This is a genomic window from Gilliamella sp. B2772 (assembly GCF_026536985.1).
In the GTDB taxonomy this organism is placed as follows: Bacteria; Pseudomonadota; Gammaproteobacteria; order Enterobacterales; family Orbaceae; genus Gilliamella; species Gilliamella apicola_E.
Genome location: NZ_JAFNNB010000004.1, coordinates 119,844 through 142,266 on the forward strand (window position 1 = coordinate 119,844; position 22,423 = coordinate 142,266).

Consider the following 22,423-nt stretch of genomic DNA (forward strand, 5'->3'; position numbering starts at 1 on the left):
AATGGCAGCTAAAGATGTAAAATTTGGTAATGACGCTCGCGTTAAAATGCTTAAAGGCGTCAATGTATTAGCTGATGCAGTTAAAGTAACTTTAGGTCCAAAAGGACGTAACGTAGTATTAGATAAATCATTCGGTGCACCAACTATTACTAAAGATGGTGTGTCAGTTGCTCGTGAAATCGAATTAGAAGATAAATTCGAAAACATGGGTGCACAAATGGTTAAAGAAGTGGCTTCAAAAGCAAACGATGCCGCTGGTGACGGTACCACTACCGCAACAGTACTTGCTCAAGCTATTGTTAATGAAGGTTTAAAAGCGGTTGCTGCGGGCATGAATCCAATGGATTTAAAACGTGGTATCGATAAAGCAGTTGTTGCAGCAGTTGAAGAGCTTAAAAAATTATCTTCACCATGTGCTGATTCTAAAGCGATTGCTCAAGTAGGTACAATCTCTGCTAACTCAGATGAAACTGTTGGTACTTTAATTGCTCAAGCAATGGAAAAAGTGGGTAAAGAAGGTGTTATCACTGTTGAAGATGGTACTGGTTTACAAGACGAGCTTGATGTTGTTGAAGGTATGCAATTTGATCGTGGTTATTTATCACCATATTTCATCAATAAACCAGAAACAGCTACTGTTGAATTAGATAGCCCATATATTTTATTAGCGGATAAAAAAATCTCTAACATCCGTGAATTATTACCAGTATTAGAAGCAGTTGCTAAAGCAGGTAAATCACTACTAATCATTGCTGAAGATGTTGAAGGCGAAGCATTAGCAACTTTAGTTGTGAATACTATGCGTGGTATTGTTAAAGTTGCCGCAGTTAAAGCACCTGGCTTTGGTGATCGTCGTAAAGCTATGTTACAAGACATCGCTATTTTAACAGCCGGTACTGTAATTTCAGAAGAAATCGGTTTAGAGCTTGAAAAAGCTACTTTAGAAGACCTAGGTCAAGCTAAACGTGTTGTTATCAATAAAGACAATACCACTATCATTGATGGTGTTGGTGAAGAGTCTTTAATCAGTGCTCGTGTTGAACAAATTCGTAAACAAATCGAAGAATCAACTTCTGATTACGATAAAGAAAAACTTCAAGAACGTGTAGCTAAATTAGCTGGTGGTGTTGCAGTAATTAAAGTTGGTGCAGCAACTGAAGTTGAAATGAAAGAGAAAAAAGCACGTGTTGAAGATGCATTACATGCAACTCGTGCAGCAGTTGAAGAAGGTGTGGTTGCCGGTGGTGGTGTTGCGTTAGTTCGTGCTGCATCTGCAATTTTAGACCTTAAAGGTGCAAACGAAGATCAAAACGTTGGTATTAAAGTTGCCCTTCGTGCAATGGAAGCGCCATTACGTCAAATCGTGACTAACTGTGGTGAAGAAGCATCAGTTGTTGTTAACGCAGTTAAAGGTGGTAAAGGTAACTATGGTTACAATGCTTCAACTGAAGAGTACGGCGATATGATCGCAATGGGTATCTTAGATCCAACTAAAGTAACTCGTAGCGCATTACAATATGCTGCATCTGTTGCTGGTCTTATGATCACAACTGAATGTATGGTTACTGATCTACCTAAAGATGATAAAGCTGATTTAGGTGCTGCTGCAGGTATGGGCGGCATGGGTGGAATGGGCGGAATGATGTAATTCTGCTGTTTCTCCTAATAAAAACCACTCCGTTATGTGAGTGGTTTTTTTATACCTAGCGATTGATTATATAAAATATTCAAAATTAACTTGTTAAGTGCTGGTAAAGTGTTATTGAACCAATGATGATAAGAACTATACCGCCAATAAATGATGCTTTTTTCCCAATTAAACAACCAATTTTTTTACCTAGCAATAACCCAAGGGTAACCATAATACAAGTCGCTAACCCGATCATTGTTGAAGCGAAGTAGATGTTGACACTAGCAAGGGCTAATCCAACACCAATTGCAAAAGCATCAATACTAGTTGAAATAGCCGTAAGGACTAATATTAGAAATGATTTTGAGGAGAGGGGTTTTTGGTCGTCATTTTCATCGTTTTCTTCTTTAAAACTATGATAAATCATATTAAGACCTAACAGAAGCATGACGGCAAAAATGATCCAATGATCCCAGTTTTCAATATATTGAAGTGCAATATAGCCAATAAACCAGCCTAGTATAGGGGTAATAGCTTCGATAAAGCCAAATAAAACGCCTACTTTTAATGCACCGAAAAAGGGTGTTGATTTAAGCGAAACGCCACGACAAACCGCTACCGCAAATGCATCAGTCGACATGGCTAATGCTAATAATAAAATAGCCCAAAAACTCATGATATTTACTCTTGCTTCTAATGATTTTTATTTTAATTTTTATAATTTATTTTTTTGATATTAAAAATAGATAATTAGCTATCTTTTTATCGCCTTTGTTTTTATAAAATTCTGCTGTTTTTATTACATTATTTCGGCGGTTTGAATCATATTCAAAAAGTTGTTTGAACATAAGATCTGCCGTTTTTGTATCTCCATTTTGAATCGCACAATAACCATATTGCTCGTAGGTATCGGCTTTCCAGCGGTGTCGATCAAATTCTAGGCTTTTGCTAAATTGTTCTTTGGCTTCTTGATAACGATTCCTGCCACATAAAAAGGAGCCATAATGGACATGAAATAAGCCATTACCAGGTTGCATTAATGTAATACGTTTGTAGATCATTTCTGCTTCATTATATTCACCAACATGCTGATCAAACATTGCCATTGCCAGCATCACTTGTGGATTATTGGGTGAATACTGAGCGGATAATTTTAGATTATAATGTGCAGCTTTAACATTATCCTCGGATTCATTGGCTTTAGCTAAGTAGCCTAACCCCAATCGCATTCTAGCGAGTGCCGCTGCTTCAGGATCAAATTCTTCACGAGCATTTGTTTGACAGCCAGCTAGTATTAACATACTAATTAATGCAATTAATACGCCTTTCATCCACAACTCCTTTTTATTGTTGAATAAGGTTTTGTTTCTTATACAGTGTGCGTTTAGTACGATCAACCACTTCTCCAGCAAGTTGCCCGCAAGCCGCATCAATATCATCACCGCGTGTTTTACGAACAATAACCGTAAATCCATAACCCATTAATGTTTTCATAAAGCGATCAATTCGGGTATTTGAACAACGAGAATAAGGTGCTCCAGGGAATGGATTCCATGGAATTAAATTGATCTTACTAGGCACATTTTTTAAGAATTTTGCCAGTTCATGCGCATGTTCAACACTATCATTGATTTGATTGAGTAAAACATATTCAATTGTCACCTTACCGTGATTAGCATTTGATGTTGATAGATAACGTAAAATTGAATCACGTAGCATTGCCATATTATATTTTTGGTTGATTGGCATTATTTCACTTCGGATTTCATCATTTGGTGCATGAAGTGAAATAGCTAAAGCAACATCAATCATTCCTGCCAATTTATCTAATGCCGGTACTACGCCAGAGGTTGAAAGTGTGACACGTCTTTTTGATAAACCATAACCAAAATCATCTAACATGATTTCCATTGCTGGTGCAACGTTAGATAAATTAAGTAAAGGTTCACCCATACCCATCATAACAACATTCGTGATAGGCCGATCGGCTAATTTACCTGTGACACCAATCGCATTTGATGCTCGCCAAACCTGGCCAATAATTTCAGAAACAGTTAAATTGCGATTAAAACCTTGCTGAGCAGTTGAACAGAATTTACATTCAAGCGCACAGCCCACTTGTGATGATACGCACAAAGTTGCTCGATCACGTTCAGGGATATAAACCGATTCAATCATCTGATTATTACCCACATCTAACGCCCATTTAATGGTACCATCCGATGATCGCTGTTCAAGAGCAATTTTAGGTGCTTTAATTTCAGCTAATTTTTTTAGTTGTTCACGGAGCTTTTTGTTGATGTCGGTCATCAGATCAAAATCATCTATCCCAAAATGATAGATCCATTTCATCACTTGATCAGCTCTAAATGGTTTTTCCCCTAAGGAAATAAAAAACTCTCTTAACTGTTGTCTAGTGAAGTTAAGCAAGTTAATTTTTTCATTGGTTGGGTTTGTGGTGTTTTGATTGGTTGTCACATCTGAACAATCGCCAGACGATTTTTGTGTAGCTGGTGTTAACATATTGCCTCGTTTTTACACATTATGGCTATTTCAATTTTTAGGGAAAGGATTATACTGTTTTTCACCTTATCTGGCTAATATAATATTAATTACAATTTGAATGATGAAAAAAATAATAAAAACAATTGCCAATTTTACTCAAACTTTAACTCTACTTTTATGTTCAACATTTGCTATGGCACAATCAATTCCATTAAATAAACTTACAGGCCAATTTGATGAGAAAAAAGACAGCGATTTTATTGCTCTGGATTCAACAATATTACCAGTAAATAAAAAAGGCATGTATCTTCAAAAAGAGCCCACTCAGCAGCTAATTAAAGCTTATAACGATTTTAAAAAATCTTATCCAGATATTCCATTTATAGTTGTGAGTGCAACACGTAATTACACGTATCAAAATGGCATTTGGCAACGTAAATGGGACGCCTTATTGCCTAAGTTAAAAGTGCCACAAAAAATTGCTGAAGAAATTTTAAAATTATCTTCAATGCCTGGCACATCAAGGCATCATTGGGGAACAGATATTGATATTACCAGCGTGTCATCTGAATATTTTAAAAATGATAAAAAGGGTATTATTTTGTATCAATGGCTTCGTGAAAACTTACCAAAATATGGTTTTTGCCAGCCATTTAATGAAGGAAGAAAGAGTGGATATTTACCAGAAGAGTGGCACTGGTCTTATAAACCAATTGCAAAGCAATATATAGCTGAATATAAGGCGATACTTGAAACTAATCCACAAACAATTATGAAAAATTTGAATTTTACTGGTTATGATAAAATTACACTTGAAAGTCTTGTGAAAGAGTATGTATTAACAGTTAATTCAGAGTGTTATTAGTGTTTTCGCCAATAAGGTAGTTTTATTGTTACCACTAAACCACCGCCATCTCGATTATTAGCTTGAATAGTACCGTTATGCATAATAACGGTCTTTCTTGCAATTGCCAAGCCTAGCCCATAGCCTTTACCTAATTGTGCTGATTGTATACGGACAAAAGGTTCAAAAATGCTTGATAATTTACTTGAATCTACACCAGGACCGCGATCTTTAACCTCTATTTGTAAATATTTTCCTGCTTCTTTTAACGATACTTCAACAGTCTGACCGGCTTTAGAGAAGCGGATAGCATTACGAATAATATTTTCAATCGCTCGTCGTATTTGTTCTGAATTACCTTTAACAATAGAATGTGAAATCGATGATATGCTAAATACTACTTCAATAGATTGATGATTTGCTTCATAGTTAGCATCATTAACAACAACACCAATTAACTCTTTTAAGTCAAAATATTCATCGGTTCGATTATTCATTTCTGCGCGTGAATAATTCAAAATTTCACCTATTAATTGATCTAGGCGTTCCGACTCTAACTCAATCCTAGCTAATGAAGTATCTATGTTTTGTTTATTTTGCTGTGCAAGGCCGATGGCAAGCTGCAAACGGGCCAGTGGCGTTCTAAGTTCGTGTGAAACATCATGAAGTAATGCTTGGCGATCAGAAATTAAAATATTGAGCTGTTCAACCATCATGTCAAAATCTTTACCTAATTCGCTAAGCTCATCACGACGAGGTTTTAATTTTTTGAATAGGCGGACAGAAAGATCGCCTTGAGAAACTCTAAAAAACCCTTGCCTTAATAACTTCATTGGTCTGGTTAAGTTCCATGCTAAAAAAAGGCTGAATACTAACCCAACACATATCCCCATTAGTACAATGGGAGTTGGCATATTGAATAAAGTTTTCCTATTATTGCTATGATCTGTTTTATCGTCTTTAAATGATACCGAGTAAAGTGTTCCGTCTGGTGCAACCGCCATCCTTTGATATAAATAACTGGTTGATTCTAATTCATCTGTGATGATATTGACTTGATCATTTTGAGGAGAGACCAATTTTATCGACAATAAAACTCGCTCACGTTCGGGGAGATGTGCGATAAAATTGAGAGTCTCATCTTCACCAGCAACATGTAGTAATTGTGCAATCATATCCACTTTAGTTGGCATATGATTTAAGAATCGTTGATTTTTATTCTCTATATAATAAGAGAAAGCAATCCAAGTTAATTGGAAAGTAAGATAAAAGATTATCCAAAAGATAATCAGAATTTTCCAAAATAATCGACGATTCATGTCAAACCTACATTAACGAATACGGTAACCAACGGCTCTTATCGTTTCAATGGTTACATCATTTTGTGCGACTTGATGTAATTTTTGGCGAATATTACTGATATGGACATCTACACTACGGTCATAAAGCTCTCGTGCACGACCAAGCCCAATTTCAGATAATTCTTCTTTAGTTACCACTCGCTCACTATGTTTCACAAGTAAAACTAATAAGTTAAATTCGGTAGACGTTAAATCAATAGGTTGACCATTCCAAGTGCATAATCGCTGAGGAATATCTAAGGTTAAACCATTAAAGTGATATTTTTTATCATCGACTAATTCAACCGAACGTTCATCAAAACGACGTAAAACCGCTCGTAATCTAGCTAATAATTCACGTGGATAACATGGTTTTGGAATGTAATCATCTGCACCTAATTCTAACCCTAACACGCGATCAATATTATCACCTTTAGCCGTTAGCATAATTACTGGCATATTACATTGTTGACGAATGCTTTTAAGGACATCAATTCCATTAATATCAGGTAACATTACATCTAAAATTGCTACACGGTATTTACCTGAAAGCGCTTCATCAATACCATCTTTACCCAAATAAACACTTTTAATATTAAAACCTTCATTGGTTAAATATTCGCTAAGCATTTGTGATAATTCTACATCATCATCAATTAATAAAATATTTATCATACGTCGCCATTATTATTTAATTTTAGATAGTTACATTATTGCAATAATAAAAAAAAAGTCAGGTGGATTTACTAAAATATTACATATTTTGAACTATTCCTGATTAATTTATTTACTATGCAACTAAGTATAGAAATTTAGATTTACTCTATTTTCATAGTATATATTTCAATCAAAAAACGATTGAATAAGGAACTGTTAGTAGTGATGTAATTTATTAATAAAAGCTATGTTTCATTAATATTTTTTAACTAACTTGTTATGTAATATGTGAGCAGTACATTCAGTTTTCAAGTTAAATAGAATAAAATAGTCACATTATTTATAAATTGAACGTTTCACTATTTATTGTTAGCTATATGGAGATAATAAATGAAACTAACTTGGCAACAATTAATTAAATTGGTGAAACACGAAGTTTTACCGGCTCTTGGTTGTACAGAGCCTATCTCGCTTGCTTTGGCTGCTGCAGTTGCAGCTAAATATATTGATAAAAATAATATTAATCGTATTGAGGCTTTTGTTTCGCCAAATTTAATGAAAAACGGCATGGGCGTTACTGTTCCAGGTACCGGTATGGTTGGATTACCTATTGCCGCAGCAATTGGGGCAATAGGTGGCGATGCTCAAGCTGGCCTTGAAGTATTAAAAAATATTAAACCAAAACAAATTAATCAGGCTAAAACGTTAATTAGTGAACATAAAGTTAATGTACAAATTGCTGATAATAATACTGCTATTTATTCTGAAGCCAATATTTATACGAATACCGATCATGTTAGGGTATGCATCGAAAACTCACATACTAACGTAATTTTGATCGAAAAAAATGGTGAAACTATTTTCAAAGCAGATAAAAGAACACAAGGTGAATCTAAACAAGAGTCGATCATAAACCATATGTCAGTCAAACAGATATATGAGTTTGCAACGCAAGCTAATTTTGATGATATCGAATTTATTTTACATTCGGCAGAATTAAACAATGCTTTATCACAAGAAGGATTAAGGCGAGAATATGGTTTAAGTATTGCTGCAACATTGTATGAACAAACAAAAACAGGATTGTTAGCAGATGACTTGCTGTCCAAAGTGATGATTCGCACCGCAGCAGCATCTGATGCACGAATGGGTGGTGCGACTTTACCTGCAATGAGTAACTCCGGATCGGGTAATCAGGGGATAACAGCAACTATGCCGGTAGTTGTTGTCGCCGATTATTTAAATGCGACGCCAGAGCAATTAGCTAGAGCATTAATTTTATCTCATACTATTGCGATCTATATACATAGCAAATTCCCACCTTTATCAGCACTTTGTGCAGCATCAACGGCTGCAATGGGCGCTGCTGCTGGTATGGCATGGTTGCTTGGAAAAGAGCAATATGAGCCAGTAGATATGGCAATATGCAATATGGTTGGTGATTTGTCAGGAATAATATGTGATGGTGCATCAAATAGTTGTGCAATGAAAGTGTCAACATCGGTTTCATCTGGATTTAAAGCTGTATTGATGGCTTTAAATAGGATTCGAGTAACCGGTAATGAAGGCATTGTTTGTGATAGTGTTGAAACGACCATTAATAATCTAGGGGCGATTGCAAGTAATAGTATGAAAGCATTGGATACTCAGATAATTGATATTATGTCGCATAAAGTCTAATGTTATCCCTGATGGTAAAAGAATAGACTTTAAGCGCTTTTAATATAACCAATTAGCATTATTTTTAAAAAATATACTGGACAATATTATTTTTTATGCGTAATATTTCGTCCTACTTCATATGGTGGCTATAGCTCAGTTGGTAGAGCCCTGGATTGTGATTCCAGTTGTCGTGGGTTCGAATCCCATTAGCCACCCCATTTATGCAAAGTATGAAACATCTAACGGCGAGTAGCGCAGCTTGGTAGCGCAACTGGTTTGGGACCAGTGGGTCGGAGGTTCGAATCCTCTCTCGCCGACCAATTTATATAAAAAAGCCTGCTCAATGAGTAGGCTTTTTTATTATCCGCTTTATCGCTTGTATTCTCAGCAATAGCATATAAACAGTTGCTTTATAGTGTTTATTTAACGCATTATCTGCTGCTATTTTACCCCGCTGCCAACCCTAATTAATATTCATTTAATTGATTTTATTAACTTTCTCATAAAATTTGTGATCTCCCTTACACTTTTGGTACTTAAAATTGACAACATGTATTTTTTTATCTATTTTTTGAACTATATTATGTGATTTAAGATATATCTGTGAATTAAAAAAGCCCAGTAATTGGAGTGTGATCTTTGGAATATCGTGATATTGCGTCTAAAACCGATGTAGAAGAACAAATAAGAGCAAATCCTAAAATTATTACGGAAAAATCGACTGAGCGAGGACTTGCCGAATTTTTTAAGGTAAGCCGAACAACCGTCAGGAAAGCCTTGCATGATTTAGCTATGGAAAGTTATATGTTTCAAGCAGATAACTATAGCCCGGAACACAATGTTTTTGAAATCAATATGCTAAAAATGTCTTCGTTTAGTGAAGAGATCCAAAAAGAAGAAAATGTTCAAATTGAAATAAAAGTATTGTCCAATCAAATTATAAAGATGCCTGCACAATTGCGTACCTTTTTCGGATCTAACCAGCAACTAATTAGAATTATCAGACAACGTCTCTTGGGGAAAATACCGCTTTCTTATGAAATCAATTATCTCCCTTCAGAAAAATTTACCGATTTAGAAAAACAGGACTTAAATAACATTTCGCTCTATGAATACCTTAAAGAGCATTATCATTTTACACCAAGCCATGGACGGGAAGAGATCACCTACGAAGCGGCGACCGAAGATAAAGCAGAGTATTTAGCTATTGCCGAAGGAACACCTATCTATAAAGTATCAAGTTATAGTTACGATAATAATTTTCAACCATTTGAATATACTGAACAATATTTGATTGGTAACCGATTTCGGTATCACTTATCGGCCAAAAATATCTTCAATTATGAGGAAAAACATAAATGAAGCTATTTGAAAAAATTGCCGCTCAATTACTCGAGCAGATAAATACCGGACGATATGGCGTTGGTGCTGAGTTACCACCCGAAGGGCAATTGCAAAAAGATTATAATGTAAGTCGAACAACTGTCCGTAAAGCAATAGATCGATTAGTTGATCAAAATATGGTGGTTAGGAAAAAAGGAGTTGGTCTGTTTGTTGCGCCAACGCTCTCGACCCAAAATATTTTAGAGATGACAGGTATCATAAAACCATACATCTACCCCAATCACAAAAAAGTAATCAAAGAAGCTTACTTAAGACAAGCAGGTGCATATTACAGTCAATTACTAAAAATAAAACCGGCTGAACTGATCTATTACATTAGCTTCCTTGAAGTGGCAAAAAACAGTATTACGAAAGAGATTTTTGTCCTGCCATTAAATAACTTTCCCGATTTTCAAATTTCAATTATCAAAGTGTTATCTGCGCTCGAAATCATCAATTCAGGCAAGAAAAAAGTCGATAAATTAGAACAAGATTTGCAACTGATTGTGGCCAACTCCGAGCTCGCTAAACAACTTCGAATCCAGATTAACGACCCATTATTTAAAATTTCTAATCACTATTTTGATACTAATAGCGAACCAATTGCTCTCGAGTATAAGTTTGCTAGTAATACCAAATATGTGGTCGATTTCACTTAGGAGGTACACCAATGATTAAATTGTTACGCGTTGATCATCGCTTATTGCATGGTCAAGTTGTTGTTTCATGGTTCGAAAGTATGGATGCAAACACGATTTTAGTTGCTAATGATGTTGTAGCCAACGACGAACTACGTAAATCTGCGATTCGTTTGGCTAAGCCAGAGCATGCAAAATTAGTGATGAAATCAATTGATGACAGTATTGAGGCGATAAACTCAGGCGCAACTGATAAATATCAAATGCTGATAGTCGTTGAATCAGTAGCAGATGCTGAAAAATTAATCCGTGGCACGCAAGGCAAAATAACCAGCCTTAATTTAGGTGGTACTAAACCACGTGAAGGCACAAAAAACTACTCTAAAACCATCAATTTAACCGATCTTGAAGCAGATTTACTGACCAAATTGCAACAAGACGGTATTGATATCTACATTCAGCAAATTCCAAGTGAATCAAAGCAGAAATTTGAGAAATAGTTGAGAGGTACAAAATGAGTATCGAATTAACCGCATTACTGTTAGCTTTGATTGCGATGTTAGCAAATGGTGAATACTTTTTAGGTTCATCAATGTTATCCAGACCGTTAGTGACTTGTACCTTAGCAGGTTTAGTCATGGGTGATATCACACAAGGCATTATAATTGGGGCAACGTTAGAATTAGCGTTTGTCGGATCGTTTTCAATCGGTGCATCCATTCCACCGGAAATAATTTCCGGCAGTGTTTTAGGTACCGCTTTTGCCATTGGCGCAGGGAAAAGCACCGAAATCGCCTTAGCACTGGGCATTCCAATTGCATCACTGGTTTTATTAGTCAAAAATTTATGTTTTCTTTTTATTCTTCCTTACTTTGTTCACAAAGCCGATAAATACGCCAGCGAAGGTAACGGCAAAGGTATGGATCGAATGAACATACTCGGTGGTTTCTTTTCAATCAATCTGCCAATTGGTTTAGTGGTTGGATTCTCCTACTTATTCGGTAGTTCAGCGGTCAATGGCTTATTAGAAATGATTCCTCGCTTTATTATCGATGGTTTAGGTATTGCCACCGGCTTATTACCGGCGTTCGGGTTTGCTATGTTAATGAAAATTATGATTAAAAAAACCAATGTCACCTTTTTTGTTCTTGGCTTTGCTTTAGCCGTTTATATGAAAGTGCCTGTTACTGGCGTGGCCATTTTTGGTGCCTGCCTAGCACTTATTTTGACCGGTTACTCCTCATTTAATGGAAAAAAAGGCGTAACAGAGCAAGACAGTCAGAAGCTAACAACTGGCAACGTTTTAGGTGCACAGGAGATCGATTATGAAAACGAAGAATTCTAAATTAATAACCAATAAAGAATTAACCCGAACTTTTTGGCGCTCTTTCACCGCTGAATGGTCATGGAATTATGAACGGCAAATGAACTTAGGCTATGCCTATGCCATGCGCCCGGCTTTAGATAAAATTTATAGTGATAATCAAGTGGACCTTACCGATGCCTATCAACGCCACTTAGAATTTTATAATGTTACCCCTTGGTTAATTACTTTCCCTTTAGGCATCTGTATTGCTATGGAAGAACAAAATGCCACCGATAGTGAATTTGATAAAAGTTCGATTAATGATGTCAAAATTGCGTTAATGGGGCCGTTGAGTGGTTTAGGTGACTCTTTTTTCTGGGGGACATTACGTGTTATTGCCACCGGCATTGGCACCTCTTTAGCGCTGGAAGGCAATATTTTAGGTCCATTGTTATTCCTGCTTATCTTTAATGTGCCGGCGATTTTAGCACGATATTTTGGCTTATTAATTGGCTATAACATTGGCGCGTCCTTTATTGAAAAAGTGCAAAAAACGGGCTTAATGGATAAATTGTCCTATGGTGCTTCAGTACTCGGGCTCTGTGTGGTCGGGGCAATGGTTGCCACCATGGTGACACTCAATATGCCATTGAAAATAGGTACCGGTGATGATTCGGCATCCTTACAAGATATTTTTGACGGCATTGTGCCACAGATCCTACCGTTACTCTTTACGCTATTTATGTTTGTATTGGTGAGAAAAGGCGTTAAAGCACATTGGATCCTTCTACTTATCGCCGCCATTGGTATTTTCGGTGCCTGGACTGGGTTATTAGGAAGTTGAGGAATTAACAATGAAAAGTATTGCTGATTATGTCGCATTAGAGCCGAAATATTATCAAGCTGTTTTAGATAATTATAAGACGTTATTTGCCGATCATATCGATTTAAGTCAAATAAGACAGCTTAATGCCATTGTCATTTTCGCCACTGGCTCCAGTGCTAATGCTGCTTATGGTGCAAGACCAATAATGAGCGAACTGTTGAAGATTCCTGTCTATATTGAAGATCCTTCAATGGCGGCCAATTACCTGCACTATAACGATCCAAATACACTCTATTTTGCCATTTCACAAGGTGGAGAGAGTTATTCAACCATTCATTTAGTTGAGGAATTTATTCACCATAACAAGACGATATATAGCCTGACCAGCAATCCACAAAGTCCTTTGTATCAAGTTAGCAATCACGTTTTATCTATGGGGATGCCGATTGAAGAAATGCCTTATGTCAGTGCCGGTTATAGTATCACTATTTTAGATTTGATCTTAATTAGCCTCATTATTGGACAAAAAACCGAAACCATTAATCAAGCCAAATTTGATGACTATATGAATCAGATTAAAACGATTACCCAATTATTACCACAAGTCATTGAGCGTTCACAAGCTTGGGTTAATCGCCTTGAAGATCAATATACTCTAGCTCAACGGGTAATATTGATCGGTTACGGTGCTACCTACGGGGTTGCAAGGGAAGGAGAAACTAAATTTACCGAAACCGTACGCAACACTGCGTTGGGTAAAGAGCTCGAAGAGTATATGCATGGCCCTTATCTGGGTTTGCATAGCGATGATCAAATCATTTTTATTGAACCGCAAGGAAGACTGGCGCAAAGAGCCGATTCCTTAAAACAATTCTTAAATCAGTATGTGAAAAATGTTGTAACAATTTATGCACATCAACAAGGCAACCGAACACAAAATGACTTATGTCTAGGTATCAGTTGTGATGAGCGATTAACTTCGCTGTTTATGACAATTCCTATTCACTTACTTAGCTATCAAGTATCACAGTTAAAAGGTCACAATCTGGAAAAATCAACATATCCGGAATTTGATGAAATTACTAAATCTAAAATTAAGAGGATTAGAGCATGAGAAAATACGATGAAAAAAAAGAACTCGACAGCATGAATGGCGCATTAGCACTTCGTCCACAAATCAATGAATTTATCGATAAAATTCACTCCCGTGGTTACAGTAATGTGTGCTGGTTAGGTATTGGCGGAACTTACGCTTCATCGATGCAAGCAGTTGTCCATATGAAAGAAAAATCAGCCATTGAAACCTTTATTCAACATGCAGCGGAATATCTGGTGACCGGCAATAAGCGTATAACCAAAGACACCTTAATTATCATCTCATCTGTTACAGGCTCAACCCAAGAGGTCGTTGAGGCTATTAATAAAATTCAACAAGATGTGGGTGCAACAGTTTTAGCCTTTTTAGATAAAGCCGATTCACCATTAGGTAAAATGGCGCACCATGTGATTTCTTACCCAATGAATGAGCAATTGAAATTCTTTATGGCCGCTGATCGCTTAATGTATTTGGCGGGCGAATACCCTGATTATGATGAATTTTATCAACAAATGGATCAACATTTTGCTAAAAATATCGTCGAAGTGGCGAAAAAAGCTGATGCATTCGGGCAAGAAGTCGCATTGAAACATCATAACGATGCTATGCACTATTTTGTCGGCGCTGGCAACCAATGGGGTGCAACTTATTCTCATGCGATGTGCTACTGGGAAGAGCAACACTGGCTACGTTCAAAATCGATCGAGTCTGCTGAATTTTTCCATGGCACATTAGAAGTGATTGACCGTGATACAGCTGTAACTGTTTATGTTGGTGAAGATAGTCAACGTCCATTAAGTGAAAGAGTGGCAAAATTCTTACCACAAATTTGTGGTAACTACACCATTATTGATACCAAAGACTATCCATTACCGGGTATATCAGAAAAATATCGTGGTCATTTATCACCGTTTGTGTTTAGAACGATAAATAACCGAATTGATGCTTACGTTGAACACTTAAATCGGCACCCAATGACTATTCGTCGCTACTATCGTTGCTTGGATTATTAAGGAGAGCAACAATGGTTGCGGTATTAATCAGTACTCATGGACCTACTGCTCAAAGTCTGATCGTAAGTGCCGAGATGATTTGTGGTAAACAAACCTTATGTGAAGCAGTGCCCTTTTTAATGGGGCAATCGTTAGATGAGTTTCAACAGCAGATTGAAAATCATTTAGCAAGCTTTGCTCAACAAGGTGAGGCAATATTGTGTTTGGTGGATTTAAAAGGCGGAACCCCTTTTAACACACTAACCAGATTAATGGCCAATTATCCAAATCTAGAAATTGTTACTGGGGTGAATATACCCATGTTATTGGCAACATTTATGCTAAGAACACAAATGGCGTTAGATGATTTACTATCAGAACTAATGCAAACAGCTCAACAAAGTATTGAGCACTATAATATGGTGTCAATGACGTCATCAATAATAGAAGATGAAGAGTTTTAAGCTGGTCAGATAAATAATCAATTAATTTAACTTTAATAAGGCAAATATATTTTTAACTCAAATAAAATTATATTTGCTTTTATTCATTACTAGTTATACCTTTTTATCTAAGCCTTGAATTATATATAGAATTAATAGGTAGGTAAATTTGACTATATTAAAAGAGAAAACATTTATCATAATATTGATTCTCTTGTTAAGTAGTATTTGTTGCTGTTGTACAACTAATAATGAATTAACGTTAAAAAAAATCGAAGCGAACGATAAATACCGTTGGATGGAAAATCAGCCACAGTTAATCAGTAATTGGTTATTATCTGAGTCTGAACGAACCGTCAACATACTAGATGCATTACCATGGTCAAAAACTGTCAGTAAACGATTTAATCAATTAACTGATTTTGGTTCTGAACCTAGAATTTCTGATATTCAATATGTAGGCGATAATTGTTTTTATTTCAAACAAACAGCAGATTATCCGTATAATCGCCTTTTTGTTAGAGATCGCTACAATAATGAAAAATTGTTGATAGACCCTCCTATTGGTTATGGTATATATGATTTTTATCCGTCACGTGATGGGCAATATATTGCTTATAGCATTTATGAAAATGGTGCTGAGATATCATCAATAAAAATTATCAATGTAAAAACTAAATCACATCTTAATGATCATATAACTGGCATATCGGATCCAAGCATTATTTGGTCAAATGATAATTTATCTTTTTTTTATAAAAGAAATGATAAATATCAACAAAATAGCCCAAAATCGGGCACGGAAGAGTTATATTTGCACCATCTAAATACTAAGACAAAAGATGATGTCTTAATCTTTAGTAAAAATCAAATAACTGGTTATGACCCCGTTACCGATCAAAATATAGCCTTATCTTTTTCTAGTAATTGGGCTATTGCGTTTATCTCATCTTCTATATCTGGTTATAGTATCGATTTATACCTTACACATTATGATAATCTTAATAATACTAAAGTTCATTGGCAAAAAATCATCGATAGAAAACAAAAAGTTACCAATTTTATTCTAAAAGATGATTGGTTATATTTAGCTAAATACAATGTGTTGTCTGGTTATACTATTTCGCGCGTGAATTTGAATAAGAATAGCCAATTAGAAGAAAAAATTATGGAATGGCAAAATGGAGATTTGACCCAATTTGCAGCAAGTAAAGATGCTATTTACTTAGCTTATCATGAGTCAGAAACACCTAAGTTTGTTGCTATTCCTTTTACTGACCCTCATTATGTTAAATCGATTTCTCTTGCAAATAATGAAGAAATAACAGCCATTTTTAGTGATACTGATCGCAAAGAAATATTATTTACTGCTCAAAATTGGACTGTTCCCCCGAAAATATTTACCTATAACCCCGATAATGGATCAATTCAAGATTCAAAAATGATTAATCCCAGTGCTTTTTCGTTTGCAAACTATGAGGCTGAACAACAATGGGTAAAATCAAACGATGGAACACTTGTTCCTATGACGATTATTCATCCTAAAGGGATCAAATATGATGGTACTGCTCCTACATGGTTGACTACCTATGGTGCATATGGTGTAAGTCAGCGCGCTTTTTTTGATGCTACACGTTTAATTTGGCTTGAAAGAGGTGGAATAATTGCAATTGCTCACGTTCGAGGAGGTGGAGAATTAGGCGAAGATTGGCATATTGGCGGTAGCTTAGCTAATAAACAAAACTCAGTTGATGACTTTATAACATGCGCACAATATTTAATTAATCATAATATTACTCAACCATCTAAGCTAGTTATCAGCGGTGAGAGTGCTGGTGGTATTATAATTGGAATGGCATTAGCTAAACATCCTGAACTTTTTGCTGCGGCATCTATTAATGTGGGTATGTTAAATATGAGTCGATTAGATAAAATCGCCATTGGTAAAGCAAACTTTGCTGAGTTTGGCTCGCCATTAAACTTAAAACAGTTAAAGGATTTATCTAAAATAGATGCTTATTTAAATTTAAAAGATTATGTTACGTATCCACCGGTTATGATTTCGGTAGGTTTGAAAGATGAACGTGTAGCACCATGGCAAAGTGCTAAATTTATCGCTCGTCTTAATGAGATAAACCATACCCAAAAACAGCAGGTATTAGTTGTAGCAGATCAATATGAAGGGCATTTTTTTGATAATTTTCTAAATACAGTCGAGTTTTTTATTTGGAAAACCACGCCAACACCATAATTAAAAAATAGTTAATATTAGAGTTAATATTATTTATGACAATCCTCATCATCAAATAAGTCATTTGGGCGTACTTATCATCGTGAAAAATTATCTGGAAAAGGAATATCAATAAAAACTAGCCAGCAATTTAAATAACGATAGTTTTATATAATTCGCTATTATCTTTTAATACTCTTAAAAAATAATTCTTATCTCACTTGTTTTATGGTGATATTTTGTTTTAATAGTCAATAAAGATTTCTTTATATAACATCTACCGTTGGAAATAAAATATGAAAAATGTTGGTTTTGTTGGTTGGCGTGGAATGGTTGGTTCCGTCCTTATGCAACGTATGGTTGAAGAGCATGATTTTGATTATATCAATCCTGTGTTCTTTTCTACTTCTCAAGCTGGTCAAGCTGCCCCTACCTTTGGTGGTAAAACAGGAACATTACAAAGTGCCGATAATATTGATGCTTTGAAAGCATTAGATATTATAGTGACTTGCCAAGGTGGTGATTATACTTCTGAAATTTATAAAAAATTGCGTGCAACTGGCTGGCAAGGTTACTGGATTGATGCGGCATCAACATTGAGAATGGAAGATGAAGCAATCATTGTTCTTGATCCAGTCAATAAAGCTAATATTCATGCAGCTTTAGATAGAGGTATCAAAACCTTTGTTGGTGGTAACTGTACTGTAAGTTTAATGTTAATGTCGCTTGGTGGATTGTTTGCTGAAAACTTAGTTGATTGGGTATCGGTATCAACTTATCAAGCTGCTTCAGGTGGCGGTGCGCGTCATATGCGTGAATTGCTTACCCAAATGGGCATGTTAAACGCCGAAGTAGCTAAAGAGCTACAAGACCCTAATTCTTCGATCTTAGATATTGAACGGAAAGTGACGCAAAAAATGCGTGATGGTAGTTTACCAACAGATAATTTTGGTGTGCCATTAGCGGGTAGTTTAATCCCTTGGATTGATAAAGCTCTTGATAATGGTCAAAGTAAAGAAGAATGGAAAGGCCAGGCTGAAACGAATAAGATTTTAGGTACTAGCCAAATTATTCCTGTTGATGGACTTTGCGTGCGTATTGGTGCATTACGTTGCCATAGTCAATCATTTACCATCAAACTCAAAAAAGACATCAGTGTGCCAGAAGTTGAAAAATTACTTGCTGCACATAATGATTGGGTTAAAGTTATACCTAACGATCGTGATTTATCAATGCGTGAGCTGACTCCAGCAGCTGTTACTGGTACATTAACTACGCCAGTAGGACGTTTACGTAAACTTAATATGGGTAAAGACTATTTATCAGCCTTTACTGTTGGCGACCAGTTATTATGGGGAGCTGCCGAACCATTAAGAAGAATGCTTCGTATCTTAGCTTAATCAAAAAAAGCCCGGTAGCCGGGCTTTTTTTGTGATATATGCACATTATAATGTAATGTTGTTTTCTAACAATGTCATTAATAATGAACCATTAAATAACGCTTGTTGTATCAATGCAAATGCACCAATTGCTGAACGGTCATTAAGCGATGAACAATTGATAGTAAGATTTTTTCTCAACTCTTCTAAACTTTGTGCGTTTAACGCGCTGTTTACCGCATTTAACAACACTTCTGATGATTTAGTTAATTCACCCGCTAACACAATTCGTTGTGGATTAAAAATATTCACCATCATAGCAACAGCACGACCAAGATTTTCACCAGCATCTTTGACTAACTTAATTGCCAGCTCATCGCCTTGATTAGCATATTTACAAATAGTGGAAATATTACAGTTATCTAAACTTAATTTAGTTGGATAACCTTGCTCAATCATCTGTTTAGCTCGAAACTCGATTGCTTTATTTACTACACGATTTTCCAAACAGCCAAAATTTCCACAATGGCAACGCTCTCCTAACGCATCGATTTGGATGTGTCCAACTTCACAAGCACTTTGATTATGGTTTGTTAATAGTTGCTGATTGACAATTACACCCGATCCCACACCGCGATGTACACGAATCAAAATTGAGTCATCAACATCTTGAGTTGAGCCAAAATAACTTTCGGCTAAAGCTAAACTTTGAATATCATTGCCAATAAAAATCGAAATGTTAAATTTATTACGAAGAGCATCAGCTAGAGGCCAAGCTTTAACTTGAATATGAGGTGTATAACGAATAATCCCGCGAACAGAGTCAATCAAACCTGGTAATACCACTGATATAGCAACAAGATGTTTTATTTTTTTGCTATTTTGCTCTATGAACTGTTCAATTAATGCAATTAAATATTCTTCAGCTGATTCTTGGGTAAACGAGGTTAATGGATAAACTTCAGATACTAAACAGTTAGCACCAAGGTCATATAGTTCAATGGTAACATGGGAACGACTTAATTGAATGGCAATAGTCTGATAGTAACCAAATTTTGCTTGTATTGACACAGCCGGACGCCCACCAGTTGATTGCTGTGCATCAACTTCTTTGATTAAATTTTTTTTAATAAGTTGGCGAGTAATTTTGGTTATACTGGCTGGTGCTAATTGACTAATTTCGGCGAGTTGTATCCGTGAAACTGGGGCTTGCTGAACAATCAAACGGTAAATCATAGCGTAATTTAATTGTTTGATTAGCTCAGCATTGCCAACTAGGTGTAGATAATTAAAGGTCATATTTTATCTCAATATTTTCATTAACTATCTAACATTCTAGCGGGTCATTACTCCATTAACAACCGTTTTCACGTTTGAAAAATCACGATTAAAAATAACTAAGTTCGCAATTTTATTTTCACTAATTGTACCAAGTTGTTTATCAACACCAATTGCTTTTGCAGGATAAAGCGTTGCCATTCTTAGTGCTTCATCTAAAGCAATACCAACATATTCAACTGCATTCTTAACTGCTTCAATCATAGTTAATGCTGAACCACCTAAAGTACCTTTTTCATCAACACAACGGCCATCTTTATAATAAATAGTTTTATCAGCAAATACGCCAGAGGTTAAATTAGACCCTGCTAATAACATAGCATCGGTAATCAAAATTAAATGATCTTGTTTAATTTTATGACTATTACGAATATTAGCCCAACTTACGTGTTGACCATCAGCAATAATACCGACATAAACTTCGGGTTCATCATAAATTGCGCCAACAACACCGGGCTCTCGTCCAGTGATATAAGGCATTGCATTAAATAGATGCGTTCCTAAACGAATACCAGCATTAAAACCACGACGACAATCTTCATAATGACCGTTAGAATGACCGACAGAAACATGAATACCAGCATCAGCTAATTGCTTAATATAGTGAGATTCAACTTTTTCTGGGGCTAACGTAATGATTTTTATGACATCAGCATTTTCACAAAGAAAGTCGATCATTTTTTGTGAAGGTTGGCGGATGTAATTTACATTATGAATACCCTTCTTTTCTGGATTAATGTAAGGGCCTTCAAGATGCAAACCTAATGCTTGGTTTGGGTGTTTAGCCAAATACTCACGCATAACGTTTACTGCTTTAATCATAAATTCATCAGTTGATGTGATTAAAGTTGGTAAATAGCTAGTACAACCATAAACTAGGTTAGTTTTTTGCATTTTTTCTAATGTCTCGACACTTAACGCATCGAGGGTCTCATTAAATTGTACACCACCACAACCATTGACTTGAATATCAATAAGACCCGGTGCAACAATGGCACCTTGTAAATCTTCAGTAGTGATATTAGCTGGTAGTTCTTCTTGTTTACAAACTTTGGCAATCTTATCGCCGTCAATAATAACGGCGTGATTTTCAAGAATTTCATAACCAGTGTAAATACGACAATTTGTTAATGCGTACATTGAGTTATCCTTTATAAAACGGTCACTTTAAGGTTATCAGCTTCCATTTGTTTAAAATATTTTAGTGTTTTCACTTTAAGATCATCAGTACTTGGCTCATCACAAACAATAATTGATGCTGGATGCATTTGTAATGCGGTAACTGTCCATAAATGATTAACGCATCCTTCAACACCGGCTTGTAACGCTAAACTTTTGTTGTGTCCACAAACTAATAAGATCACTTCCTGTGCATCCATTAATGTTGCAACACCGATCGTTAACGCATGTTTTGGAACTTGTTTGATATCATTATCAAAGAAGCGTGAGTTAGCGATAATTGTGTCTTCAGTCAAAGTTTTAATTCGAGTTCTTGAACAAAGTGAAGAACCTGGTTCGTTAAATGCAATATGTCCATCCTGACCAACACCACCAACGAAAATATTGATTTTACCGTAAGATTTAATCTTTTCTTCATATTCGCGGCATTCTTGATCGATATCTGGTGCATTACCATTTAATATATGGATGTTGTTTTTATCAATATCAATATGGTTGAAGAAATTTTCATACATAAAAGTGTGATAACTTTGAGGGTGATCTTCTGGAAGACCGACATACTCATCCATATTAAAGGTAACAACGTGTTTAAAACTGACTTTACCTGCTTGATATTGTTTGATGAGTTGTTGATACATAACTAGCGGAGAACTACCTGTAGGTAAACCTAATAAAAACGGACGTTCCGCTGTCGGTTTAAATTGATTAATTTTGTTAACAATGCGCTGTGCTACCCAAGCGCCGACTTCTTGCGCATTTACTAAAGGAATAAGTCTCATAAGATACAGCCTCTTCTGATATAATTAAATAAAATCTTTTTTTTTAACGTAAAATATGTTGAGCATATTCTACTATATTAAACTAATTAATCAAAAATAAATCGTGACATAAATCACAAAAAGCAAACATTTAATTTGCGAAGTAAAATAATATAATGTGAAATATAGTTGACTTACTTACATTTACTTAAAGATG

Annotated in this window: 21 protein-coding genes and 2 tRNA genes; 15 read left to right on the forward strand and 8 right to left on the reverse strand. The window is 35.7% G+C overall.

The genetic code is table 11. From position 1 onward, the window contains the following. Position 1 precedes the first annotated feature (1 nt). Positions 2-1,648 carry a chaperonin GroEL gene (gene groL / locus J3T98_RS09510; protein ID WP_065562751.1) on the forward strand — a complete coding sequence of 549 codons (1,647 nt, stop codon included), beginning with the start codon at positions 2-4 and terminating at the stop codon, positions 1,646-1,648. A gap of 85 nt (positions 1,649-1,733) precedes the next feature. On the opposite strand, the gene J3T98_RS09515 is transcribed toward groL, so the two are convergent. The 3 genes from J3T98_RS09515 to J3T98_RS09525 are packed head-to-tail and all read right to left on the reverse strand — an operon-like array spanning position 1,734 to position 4,153. Next, on the reverse strand, positions 1,734-2,306 hold the full coding sequence (locus tag J3T98_RS09515; RefSeq protein ID WP_065562750.1) for a manganese efflux pump MntP family protein: 573 nt from the start codon (positions 2,304-2,306) through the stop codon (positions 1,734-1,736). A gap of 46 nt (positions 2,307-2,352) precedes the next feature. Continuing rightward, positions 2,353-2,961, reverse strand: coding sequence for a hypothetical protein (locus tag J3T98_RS09520; protein ID WP_065733657.1), 609 nt, complete (start codon positions 2,959-2,961; stop codon positions 2,353-2,355). A 13-nt stretch (positions 2,962-2,974) separates the two neighbouring features. Further along, positions 2,975-4,153, reverse strand: coding sequence for a bifunctional tRNA (adenosine(37)-C2)-methyltransferase TrmG/ribosomal RNA large subunit methyltransferase RlmN (locus J3T98_RS09525; protein ID WP_081303311.1), 1,179 nt, complete (start codon positions 4,151-4,153; stop codon positions 2,975-2,977). A gap of 103 nt (positions 4,154-4,256) precedes the next feature. On the opposite strand from J3T98_RS09525, the gene J3T98_RS09530 reads away from it, so the two are divergent. Then, positions 4,257-5,000, forward strand: coding sequence for a M15 family metallopeptidase (locus J3T98_RS09530; protein WP_267362718.1), 744 nt, complete (start codon positions 4,257-4,259; stop codon positions 4,998-5,000). On the opposite strand, the gene J3T98_RS09535 is transcribed toward J3T98_RS09530, so the two are convergent. Both J3T98_RS09535 and J3T98_RS09540 read right to left on the reverse strand, forming a co-directional pair. Then, on the reverse strand, positions 4,997-6,298 hold the full coding sequence (locus tag J3T98_RS09535; protein WP_065562747.1) for an ATP-binding protein: 1,302 nt from the start codon (positions 6,296-6,298) through the stop codon (positions 4,997-4,999). The genes J3T98_RS09530 and J3T98_RS09535 overlap by 4 nt on opposite strands. Positions 6,299-6,310: 12 nt before the next feature. Further along, entirely contained in the window at positions 6,311-6,991 is a 681-nt protein-coding gene (locus J3T98_RS09540; RefSeq protein ID WP_065562775.1) for a response regulator transcription factor, read from the reverse strand. A 375-nt stretch (positions 6,992-7,366) separates the two neighbouring features. Here J3T98_RS09540 and J3T98_RS09545 point away from each other — a divergent pair, with 375 nt between their 5' ends. From J3T98_RS09545 to asd, 13 genes are all read left to right on the forward strand, one after another. After that, positions 7,367-8,656, forward strand: coding sequence for a serine dehydratase subunit alpha family protein (locus tag J3T98_RS09545; RefSeq protein ID WP_267342355.1), 1,290 nt, complete (start codon positions 7,367-7,369; stop codon positions 8,654-8,656). A 124-nt stretch (positions 8,657-8,780) separates the two neighbouring features. Next, a tRNA-His gene (locus J3T98_RS09550) sits at positions 8,781-8,856 on the forward strand. A 25-nt stretch (positions 8,857-8,881) separates the two neighbouring features. Continuing rightward, positions 8,882-8,958, forward strand: a tRNA-Pro gene (locus J3T98_RS09555). A gap of 319 nt (positions 8,959-9,277) precedes the next feature. Then, positions 9,278-10,000 carry a GntR family transcriptional regulator gene (locus tag J3T98_RS09560; protein WP_081299500.1) on the forward strand — a complete coding sequence of 241 codons (723 nt, stop codon included), beginning with the start codon at positions 9,278-9,280 and terminating at the stop codon, positions 9,998-10,000. Further along, positions 9,997-10,680 (forward strand): GntR family transcriptional regulator, encoded by a 684-nt coding sequence (locus J3T98_RS09565; RefSeq protein ID WP_065562745.1) that lies wholly within the window; start codon positions 9,997-9,999, stop codon positions 10,678-10,680. The genes J3T98_RS09560 and J3T98_RS09565 overlap by 4 nt, the downstream gene beginning before the upstream one ends. An 11-nt stretch (positions 10,681-10,691) precedes the next feature. Further along, a complete protein-coding gene (locus tag J3T98_RS09570; RefSeq protein WP_065562744.1) occupies positions 10,692-11,159 on the forward strand; it encodes a PTS sugar transporter subunit IIB in 468 nt (155 codons plus the stop codon). 14 nt (positions 11,160-11,173) lie between these two features. After that, a complete protein-coding gene (locus J3T98_RS09575; RefSeq protein ID WP_220225430.1) occupies positions 11,174-12,004 on the forward strand; it encodes a PTS mannose/fructose/sorbose/N-acetylgalactosamine transporter subunit IIC in 831 nt (276 codons plus the stop codon). Beyond that, positions 11,985-12,809 carry a PTS system mannose/fructose/sorbose family transporter subunit IID gene (locus J3T98_RS09580; RefSeq protein ID WP_065562742.1) on the forward strand — a complete coding sequence of 275 codons (825 nt, stop codon included), beginning with the start codon at positions 11,985-11,987 and terminating at the stop codon, positions 12,807-12,809. The genes J3T98_RS09575 and J3T98_RS09580 overlap by 20 nt, the downstream gene beginning before the upstream one ends. Before the next feature lie 10 nt (positions 12,810-12,819). Continuing rightward, entirely contained in the window at positions 12,820-13,905 is a 1,086-nt protein-coding gene (locus J3T98_RS09585; protein WP_267362719.1) for an SIS domain-containing protein, read from the forward strand. Further along, positions 13,902-14,900: an SIS domain-containing protein gene (locus tag J3T98_RS09590; RefSeq protein ID WP_065562740.1), complete on the forward strand. Its 999-nt coding sequence runs from the start codon at positions 13,902-13,904 to the stop codon at positions 14,898-14,900. The genes J3T98_RS09585 and J3T98_RS09590 overlap by 4 nt, the downstream gene beginning before the upstream one ends. A gap of 11 nt (positions 14,901-14,911) precedes the next feature. Next, positions 14,912-15,343, forward strand: coding sequence for a PTS sugar transporter subunit IIA (locus tag J3T98_RS09595; RefSeq protein WP_065733663.1), 432 nt, complete (start codon positions 14,912-14,914; stop codon positions 15,341-15,343). Between the two features lie 148 nt (positions 15,344-15,491). Beyond that, entirely contained in the window at positions 15,492-17,573 is a 2,082-nt protein-coding gene (locus J3T98_RS09600; RefSeq protein ID WP_267362721.1) for a prolyl oligopeptidase family serine peptidase, read from the forward strand. A 275-nt stretch (positions 17,574-17,848) separates the two neighbouring features. Next, complete coding sequence (gene asd, locus J3T98_RS09605; protein WP_065562737.1) at positions 17,849-18,952, forward strand: aspartate-semialdehyde dehydrogenase; 1,104 nt, start codon at positions 17,849-17,851, stop codon at positions 18,950-18,952. A 45-nt stretch (positions 18,953-18,997) separates the two neighbouring features. Here asd and J3T98_RS09610 read toward each other — a convergent pair whose 3' ends face one another. The 3 genes from J3T98_RS09610 to nagB are packed head-to-tail and all read right to left on the reverse strand — an operon-like array spanning position 18,998 to position 22,227. Continuing rightward, positions 18,998-20,230: an ROK family protein gene (locus J3T98_RS09610; RefSeq protein ID WP_267330803.1), complete on the reverse strand. Its 1,233-nt coding sequence runs from the start codon at positions 20,228-20,230 to the stop codon at positions 18,998-19,000. Positions 20,231-20,266: 36 nt separating this feature from the next. Next, positions 20,267-21,409: an N-acetylglucosamine-6-phosphate deacetylase gene (gene nagA, locus J3T98_RS09615; RefSeq protein WP_267362722.1), complete on the reverse strand. Its 1,143-nt coding sequence runs from the start codon at positions 21,407-21,409 to the stop codon at positions 20,267-20,269. Between the two features lie 11 nt (positions 21,410-21,420). Next, positions 21,421-22,227, reverse strand: a complete 807-nt coding sequence (gene nagB / locus J3T98_RS09620; RefSeq protein WP_065562734.1) for a glucosamine-6-phosphate deaminase — start codon at positions 22,225-22,227, stop codon at positions 21,421-21,423. Positions 22,228-22,423: the final 196 nt, after the last annotated feature.

What these genes read in the sequence shown, in the direction of transcription:
- groL (WP_065562751.1), top strand. Translation starts at nt 2, where the DNA reads ATGGCAGCTAAAGATGTAAAATTTGGTAATGACGCTCGCGTTAAAATG.
- J3T98_RS09515 (WP_065562750.1), bottom strand. Translation starts at nt 2,306, where the DNA reads ATGAGTTTTTGGGCTATTTTATTATTAGCATTAGCCATGTCGACTGAT.
- J3T98_RS09520 (WP_065733657.1), bottom strand. Translation starts at nt 2,961, where the DNA reads ATGAAAGGCGTATTAATTGCATTAATTAGTATGTTAATACTAGCTGGC.
- J3T98_RS09525 (WP_081303311.1), bottom strand. Translation starts at nt 4,153, where the DNA reads ATGTTAACACCAGCTACACAAAAATCGTCTGGCGATTGTTCAGATGTG.
- J3T98_RS09530 (WP_267362718.1), top strand. Translation starts at nt 4,257, where the DNA reads ATGAAAAAAATAATAAAAACAATTGCCAATTTTACTCAAACTTTAACT.
- J3T98_RS09535 (WP_065562747.1), bottom strand. Translation starts at nt 6,298, where the DNA reads ATGAATCGTCGATTATTTTGGAAAATTCTGATTATCTTTTGGATAATC.
- J3T98_RS09545 (WP_267342355.1), top strand. Translation starts at nt 7,367, where the DNA reads ATGAAACTAACTTGGCAACAATTAATTAAATTGGTGAAACACGAAGTT.
- J3T98_RS09565 (WP_065562745.1), top strand. Translation starts at nt 9,997, where the DNA reads ATGAAGCTATTTGAAAAAATTGCCGCTCAATTACTCGAGCAGATAAAT.
- J3T98_RS09570 (WP_065562744.1), top strand. Translation starts at nt 10,692, where the DNA reads ATGATTAAATTGTTACGCGTTGATCATCGCTTATTGCATGGTCAAGTT.
- J3T98_RS09575 (WP_220225430.1), top strand. Translation starts at nt 11,174, where the DNA reads ATGAGTATCGAATTAACCGCATTACTGTTAGCTTTGATTGCGATGTTA.
- J3T98_RS09580 (WP_065562742.1), top strand. Translation starts at nt 11,985, where the DNA reads ATGAAAACGAAGAATTCTAAATTAATAACCAATAAAGAATTAACCCGA.
- J3T98_RS09585 (WP_267362719.1), top strand. Translation starts at nt 12,820, where the DNA reads ATGAAAAGTATTGCTGATTATGTCGCATTAGAGCCGAAATATTATCAA.
- J3T98_RS09590 (WP_065562740.1), top strand. Translation starts at nt 13,902, where the DNA reads ATGAGAAAATACGATGAAAAAAAAGAACTCGACAGCATGAATGGCGCA.
- J3T98_RS09595 (WP_065733663.1), top strand. Translation starts at nt 14,912, where the DNA reads ATGGTTGCGGTATTAATCAGTACTCATGGACCTACTGCTCAAAGTCTG.
- asd (WP_065562737.1), top strand. Translation starts at nt 17,849, where the DNA reads ATGAAAAATGTTGGTTTTGTTGGTTGGCGTGGAATGGTTGGTTCCGTC.
- J3T98_RS09610 (WP_267330803.1), bottom strand. Translation starts at nt 20,230, where the DNA reads ATGACCTTTAATTATCTACACCTAGTTGGCAATGCTGAGCTAATCAAA.
- nagA (WP_267362722.1), bottom strand. Translation starts at nt 21,409, where the DNA reads ATGTACGCATTAACAAATTGTCGTATTTACACTGGTTATGAAATTCTT.
- nagB (WP_065562734.1), bottom strand. Translation starts at nt 22,227, where the DNA reads ATGAGACTTATTCCTTTAGTAAATGCGCAAGAAGTCGGCGCTTGGGTA.